The organism is Aquabacterium sp. (assembly GCF_044226965.1).
In the GTDB taxonomy this organism is placed as follows: domain Bacteria; phylum Pseudomonadota; class Gammaproteobacteria; order Burkholderiales; family Burkholderiaceae_C; genus Pseudaquabacterium.
Map to the genome: position 1 here is coordinate 186,323 of NZ_JBGAGA010000003.1, position 6,559 is coordinate 192,881.

The following is a 6,559-nucleotide window of genomic DNA, read 5'->3' on the forward strand; positions in this document are numbered from 1 at the left end:
CAGCTTAGGAACTCGCGCCTCCGCGCGTTCGTAAGAATCCCCGTCGGTCCACCTTAAGAATCTCGTAAAGGCCGCGCGCCCCGGGGCACGCGAGCCCGGTGGTAGGCTGCCATCCCCATGCATCCCGGAAGCATCACCGACATCGCCGGCCTGAAGATCGGCCACCACACCGACACGCGTCGCCCGACCGGCTGCACCGTGCTGCTGTGCGAGCAGGGCGCGGTGTGCGGCGTCGACGTGCGCGGCGCAGCGCCCGGCACGCGCGAGACAGACCTGCTCGACCCGCAGAACGTCATCGAGCAGGTGCACGCGCTGCTGCTGTGCGGCGGCAGCGCCTTCGGCCTGGCCGCGGCCGATGGCGTCATGCAGTGGCTGGAAGCGCGCGGCCATGGCGTGCCGGTGGGCCCGGCGCGCGTGCCCATCGTGCCGGCCGCGGTGCTGTTCGACCTGTGGGTGGGCGATGCGCGCATCCGCCCCGATGCGGCGGCCGGCTTCGCGGCCTGCGAGGCCGCCAGCAGCGCGCCACCGGCGCAGGGCAGCGTGGGCGCCGGCGCCGGGGCCACGGTGGGCAAGCTGTTCGGCATCGGCCACGCGATGAAGGGCGGCATCGGCACGGCGTCGGTGCGCGTCGGCGCGATCACCGTGGCCTCGCTGATCGCGGTGAACGCGATCGGCGACGTGGTCGATCCGCGCAGCGGCCGCGTGCTGGCCGGCGCACGCGCCGCCGATGGCCGCACGCCGCGCGACAGCCTGGCCTGCCTGCTGCGCGGCGAGTTGCCCGAGCGGCTGATGCAGGGCATGGCCACGACGATCGGCATCGTCGCCACCGACGCTCAGCTGACCAAGGCGCAGGCCAACAAGCTGGCCTCGATGGCGCATGACGGGCTGGCGCGCAGCATCAACCCCGTCCACACACAGACCGATGGCGACACGCTGTTCGCGCTGGCCACCGGCGGCGCGGCCAGGCCCGGCAACCTGACGGTGCTGGGCGCGCTGGCGGCCGAGGTGACGGCGCGCGCGGTGCTCAACGCCATCACCGCGGCCGAGGGCCTGCACACCACCGGCCTGCCCGAGCTGCCCTCGGCGCGCGAACTCGGCTGGTCCTGATGAACAACACCAAGGAGACATTGCCCATGGGTTACTTCCTGCCCCGCCGCGGCCTGCTGGCCGGCCTCGCGCTGCTCGCCGGCGCGCTGCTCGCCGGCTGCGCCAGCCCGCCACCCGACACCACCCAGCGGCCGCCCATCGTCTTCGTGCACGGCAACGGCGACACCGCCGCGCTGTGGACCACGATGCAGTGGCGCTACGAAAGCCAGGGCTGGCCGCGCGAGCGGCTGCACGCCGTCGACTTCCCGAACCCGCTGGCGCGCGACGATGACACCGTGGCCCAGCCCGGCCGCAGCAGCAGCACCGAGCAGCGCGAGGTCCTCGCCGCCGAGGTGCAGCGCGTGCTGGCCGCCACCGGTGCCGCCAAGGTGGTGCTGATCGGCAACTCGCGCGGCGGCAATGCCATCCGCAACTACATCCAGAACGGCGGCGGCGACAAGACCGTGTCGCATGCCATCCTCGGCGGCACGCCCAACCACGGCGTGTGGGCCAATCCGCAGTTCCGGCCCAACAACGAGTTCAACGGCGCCGGTCCCTTCCTGCAGGCGCTGAATGCGCCCAAAGGCGCCGAAGGCAACGAGGTGACGCCCGGCGTGCAATGGGCCACCGTGCGCTCGGACAACAACGACAAGTTCGCGCAGCCCGACGGCGTGTGGATCGGCGCCAAGGGCACGCCGACGAACGTCACCGCCGAAGGCCCGGCGCTGAAGGGTGCGCGCAACATCGTGCTGCCCGGGCGCGACCACCGCGAGACCAGCTACCACCCGCAGGCCTTCGCGGCGGCCTACGAGTTCATCACCGGCCGGGCACCGGCCAGCACGGCCATAACGCCCGAAGAGCGCGTCACCCTGAGCGGCAAGGTCTCGGGCTACGGGCCGGGCGGGCCGACCAACCTGCCGCTGGCCGGCGCCCACGTGGCGGTGTATGCGGTGGATGCCGACACCGGCGCCCGCCGCGGCGCCGCGCTGGTGGACCAGGCCGTCGGCGCCGACGGGCTGTGGGGCCCGCTGACCACCGACGCGCGCACGGCGCTGGAGTTCGTCGTCAGCGCGCCCGGCTACGCGGTGATGCATGTCTACCGCTCGCCGTTCCCGCGGTCGTCGAACATCGTGCACTTGCGCGCCGAGCGCATCGCCGAGGCCGACAAGGGCGCGGCCGCGATCGTCACCTTCACCCGGCCGCGCGGCTACTTCGGCCTGCCGCGCGACACGCTCAGCTTCGACGGCCAGCTGCCCCCCGGCATCCCGCCCGGCGTGGCCGGCGTGTCCAGCAGCAAGCTCAAGCTCACCAGCGCGGCCGACCGGCCGATCGCCGGCGAATTCCGCAGCGGCGAGCTGGCCGAGCGGGTGGTCGGCCGCGTCTGGCCAGCCGCGGACAACCACCTCGTCATGCTCGAACTGCACCAATGACCGCGCGGCCGAGCCCGCGCCCGCAGCGCATCGACCAGATCCTGTTCGCGCAGGGCTTCGGCACGCGGCGCGAATGCGCGGGCCTGATCGAGATCGGCCTGGTGCGCGTGGGCGGCGAGGTCGTCACCGACCCGGCCGCCGGCTTCGTCGCGCAGGGCCTGGCACTGGAGGTCGAGGGCCGGCCCTGGGTCTGCCACGAACAGGCGCTGGTGATGCTGCACAAGCCTGCCGGCTACGAGTGCTCGCAGAAGCCCTCGGCCTGGCCCAGCGTGATGATGCTGCTGCCGCCACCGCTGCGCCGGCGCGGCGTGCAGCCGGTGGGCCGGCTGGACCAGGACACCACCGGCCTGCTGCTGCTGACCGACGACGGCGCGCTGATCCACCGCCTCACCTCGCCGAAGAAGCAGGTGCCCAAGGTCTACGAGGTGCAGACCGCACGGCCGGTCGAGCCGCAGCAGGTGCAGCGCCTGCTGGCCGGCGTGGTGCTGGACGACGACCCGAAGCCGGTGCGCGCCGAAGGCTGCGAGATGACCGGCCCGCAGGCGCTGCGGCTGACCCTGGTGCAGGGCAAGTACCACCAGGTCAAGCGCATGGTCGCGGCGGTGGGCAACCATGTCAGCGGCCTGCACCGCAGCAGCTTCGGCCAGCTGCTGCTGCCGGCCACGCTGGCGCCGGGCCAGTGGGCCTGGGTCGAAGGGCTCGCGGCCATCACCGGCTGAGCCGGGATAATTCGGGGCATGCAGGTCTTTCGCGGTTTCCACCATCCCGGCCTGGCGCCCGCCTGCGCGCTGACCATCGGCAACTTCGACGGCGTGCACCGCGGCCACCAGGCGATGCTGGCGCTGCTGATCAACGAGGCGCGCCACCGCCGGCTGGCGAGCTGCGTGATGACCTTCGAGCCGCACCCGCGCGACTACTTCGCGGCCCGCAGCGGCCAGCCCGATCAGGCCCCTGCGCGCATCGCGACGCTGCGTGACAAGCTGTCGGAGCTGGAACGCTGCGGCGTCGACCAGGTCGTGGTGCTGCGCTTCGACACCGCGTTCGCCGCGCAGACGCCGCAGGCCTTCATCGACGACGTGCTGCTGCAGGGCTTGCAGGCCCGCTACGTGCTGGTCGGCGACGACTTCCGCTTCGGCGCCCGGCGCGCCGGCGACTACGCGATGCTCGATGCCGCCGGCCAGCGCCAGGGCTTCGATGTCGCTCGCATGATGAGTTATGAGGTGCACGGGCTACGCGTCTCCAGCTCGGCGGTGCGCGAGGCGCTGGCCGCCGGTGACATGGCCCGCACGGCCGCACTGCTGGGCCGGCCCTACAGCATCAGCGGCCATGTGGTGCATGGCCGCAAGCTCGGCCGCGAGCTGGGCTTTCGCACGCTGAACCTGCGCTTCGCGCACCGCCGGCCGGCGGCGATGGGCATCTTCGTCGTGCGCGTGCACGGGCTCGCCGAGACACCGCTGCCCGGCGTGGCCAGCCTGGGCGTGCGGCCGACGGTGGAAGACGCCGGTCGCGTGCTGCTGGAAACCCACTGCCTCGAATGGCCCGCCTCGCTCGGCCCCGAGGCCGGCTACGGCCGGGTGCTGAAGGTCGAGCTGCTGCACAAGCTGCACGACGAGCGGCGCTACGAGTCCCTGGAGGCACTGCGCGCCGGCATCGCACAGGACGAGGCCGACGCGCGCGCGTGGTTTGCGCGCAGCTGAGCCGGGGCCGTCAAAACCGCCAGGCCAGGCCGCCGCCAATGCCCCAGGCGCTGCGGCTGCGGGTCAGCGGGCTGTCCAGCGTCGGGCCCATCAGGCGCGTGGTGTTGGCGTTGGCGAAGCCGATCCAGTGCGGCCCCAGGTCGGCGCGCAGGCCGAAGCCGACGCCGACATCGCGCAGCCCGGCACCGGGCTCGTACACCGGATGGCCCGAGGCCAGGCTCTGTGCCGGCGTGATGCCGAAGTAGCTTTGCATGTAGCGGTGGTCGGCCGCGGTGAAGCCTGCCGAGACGCTGGCCTTCAGCGTCGGCGTCAGCGGCCAGTCGTAGCTCAGGCCCATGTCGCCGACGATGCCGCCGCCGCGACCCAGCAGATCGGGGCTGAAGCCGGCACTGAGCTTCCAGCCCTCGCCAAACTCGCGCACCGCCGAGAGCCGGCCGCGCACCGTGGCCCGTACATCGCCCAAGCCATGCAGGATGGGATCGTCGCCCTCGTCGCGCCCGCCGTCGAGGCGCGCCGACAGGCTCACCCGCAGCCGGTCGCGCGAGACCAGCTCGGCCGCCAGGCCGCGCTGCACTTCATCGTTGTTGCGCCGGGTGACGAAGCCGCCGGCGGTGGTGACCGAGAAGCGGCCGTAGCGCAGGAACAGCCCGGGCCGCGCGTGCAGCTTGCTGTCGTTGCTGCCCAGGTAGGAGGGGTTGTAGTGCATCAGCAGGCCGACGGCCCCCTCCCAGCGCGTCGGCGCGGCGGGGGGCGACGAATCGCCAGCACCTGCCTCCGGCGTCTCGGATTCGGCCGCCCGGACAGCCCCGGCCAGGGCCAGCGCCGCCAGCGCCGAGCCCCAGGCGCGCCACACGACACGGGACGAACAGCGTGCTTCAGTAGAATTCATGGCATGGCATTGTGCGGGTTCAAGTTTGACAGCCAGCGTGGGCATGCCGCCACGCGACGCCAGACCACGCGCGACCGAATTCAGCGCTCGATCGTCTGATCTGCCAGCCGCCGCCGCGCCCTGACGGCTCGGCGGCTTGACTTCTCCTCCCTAGACGAGCGCGCCGAGCCACATGCGGCGCGACAGGCCATGACCGATTCGAGCACCACCCACACCTCCTCCGGCACCGATTACCGCAGCACGCTGAACCTGCCCGACACCCCGTTCCCGATGCGCGCTGTACAAGCAACTGCGCGACGCGCGCTGCAACGCGCCGAAGTTCATCCTGCACGACGGCCCGCCGTATGCGAACGGCCAGATCCACATGGGTCATGCCGTCAACAAGGTGCTGAAGGACATGATCGTCAAGGCCCGGCAACTCGCCGGCTTCGACGCGCAGTACGTGCCCGGCTGGGACTGCCATGGCCTGCCGATCGAGAACGCGATCGAGAAGAAGCACGGCCGCAACTTGAGCCGCGACGACATGCAGGCCAAGAGCCGCGCCTACGCCACCGAGCAGATCGACCAGCAGCGCGAGGACTTCAAGCGCCTGGGCGTGCTGGGCGACTGGGCGCGGCCCTACCGCACGATGGACTTCGCCAACGAGGCCGGCGAGATCCGCGCCTTCAAGCGGGTGATCGAGCGCGGCTTCGTCTACCGCGGCCTGAAGCCGGTGTACTGGTGCTTCGACTGCGGCAGCTCGCTGGCCGAGTTCGAGATCGAGTATGCCGACAAGAAGAGCCAGACGCTGGACGTCGGCTTCCTCTGCGCCGAGCCGGACAAGCTGGCCGCGGCCTTCGACGTCACGCCGTTCACGAAGGACGCCTTTGTCGTGATCTGGACCACCACCGCGTGGACCATCCCGGCCAACCAGGCGCTGAACCTGAACCCGGCGCTCACCTACGCACTGGTCGACACCGAGCGCGGCCTGCTGGTGCTGGCCGAGAGCCTGGTGGCCGCGTGCCTGGAGCGTTATGGCCTGCAGGGCAGCATCGTCGCCACCGCGCCGGGCGAGAAGCTCGGTGGCCTGAACTTCCGCCATCCGCTGGCGCATGTCGACGCTGGCTACGACCGGCTGAGCCCGGTGTACCTGGCCGACTACGCCACCGCCGATGACGGCACCGGCATCGTGCACTCCTCGCCGGCCTACGGCCTGGACGACTTCAATTCCTGCGTCGCGCACGGCATGCAGTACGACCAGATCCTGAACCCGGTGCAGGGCAATGGCAGCTACGCGCCGGACTTCCCGCTGTTCGGCGGCCAGAACATCTGGAAGGCGGTGCCGGCGATCATCGACGCGCTGAAGAACGCCGGCCGCCTGTTCGCCACGCAGACCATCACGCACAGCTACCCGCACTGCTGGCGCCACAAGACGCCGGTGATCTACCGCGCCGCGGCGCAGTGGTTCGTGCGCATGG

The 6,559-nt window shown here is 71.7% G+C and carries 5 protein-coding genes and 1 pseudogene; 5 read left to right on the plus strand and 1 reads right to left on the minus strand.

Annotated elements, in window-relative coordinates; translation table 11 throughout:
- Positions 1-117: 117 nt before the first annotated feature.
- From ACILR4_RS02795 to ACILR4_RS02810, 4 genes are read left to right on the plus strand one after another with little or no spacing between them, the layout of a single operon-like run.
- On the plus strand, positions 118-1,107 hold the full coding sequence (locus tag ACILR4_RS02795) for a P1 family peptidase (RefSeq protein ID WP_395699295.1): 990 nt from the start codon (positions 118-120) through the stop codon (positions 1,105-1,107).
- A complete protein-coding gene (locus ACILR4_RS02800) occupies positions 1,107-2,516 on the plus strand; it encodes an alpha/beta fold hydrolase (RefSeq protein WP_395699296.1) in 1,410 nt (469 codons plus the stop codon). Before ACILR4_RS02795 ends, ACILR4_RS02800 begins: the two co-directional genes overlap by 1 nt.
- On the plus strand, positions 2,513-3,235 hold the full coding sequence (locus ACILR4_RS02805; protein ID WP_395699297.1) for a pseudouridine synthase: 723 nt from the start codon (positions 2,513-2,515) through the stop codon (positions 3,233-3,235). Before ACILR4_RS02800 ends, ACILR4_RS02805 begins: the two co-directional genes overlap by 4 nt.
- An 18-nt stretch (positions 3,236-3,253) precedes the next feature.
- A complete protein-coding gene (locus ACILR4_RS02810) occupies positions 3,254-4,213 on the plus strand; it encodes a bifunctional riboflavin kinase/FAD synthetase (protein ID WP_395699298.1) in 960 nt (319 codons plus the stop codon).
- Positions 4,214-4,223: 10 nt separating this feature from the next.
- On the opposite strand, the gene ACILR4_RS02815 is transcribed toward ACILR4_RS02810, so the two are convergent.
- Positions 4,224-5,102 carry a MipA/OmpV family protein gene (locus ACILR4_RS02815; RefSeq protein ID WP_395699299.1) on the minus strand — a complete coding sequence of 293 codons (879 nt, stop codon included), beginning with the start codon at positions 5,100-5,102 and terminating at the stop codon, positions 4,224-4,226.
- Between the two features lie 189 nt (positions 5,103-5,291).
- Between ACILR4_RS02815 and ACILR4_RS02820 the strand changes: the two are divergent.
- Positions 5,292-6,559, plus strand: a pseudogene (locus tag ACILR4_RS02820) (class I tRNA ligase family protein); the annotation flags it as partial.

Coding starts and splice junctions, on each gene's coding strand:
- ACILR4_RS02795 (WP_395699295.1), top strand. CDS start 118: ATGCATCCCGGAAGCATCACCGACATCGCCGGCCTGAAGATCGGCCAC.
- ACILR4_RS02800 (WP_395699296.1), top strand. CDS start 1,107: ATGAACAACACCAAGGAGACATTGCCCATGGGTTACTTCCTGCCCCGC.
- ACILR4_RS02810 (WP_395699298.1), top strand. CDS start 3,254: ATGCAGGTCTTTCGCGGTTTCCACCATCCCGGCCTGGCGCCCGCCTGC.
- ACILR4_RS02815 (WP_395699299.1), bottom strand. CDS start 5,102: ATGAATTCTACTGAAGCACGCTGTTCGTCCCGTGTCGTGTGGCGCGCC.
- ACILR4_RS02805 (WP_395699297.1), top strand. CDS start 2,513: ATGACCGCGCGGCCGAGCCCGCGCCCGCAGCGCATCGACCAGATCCTG.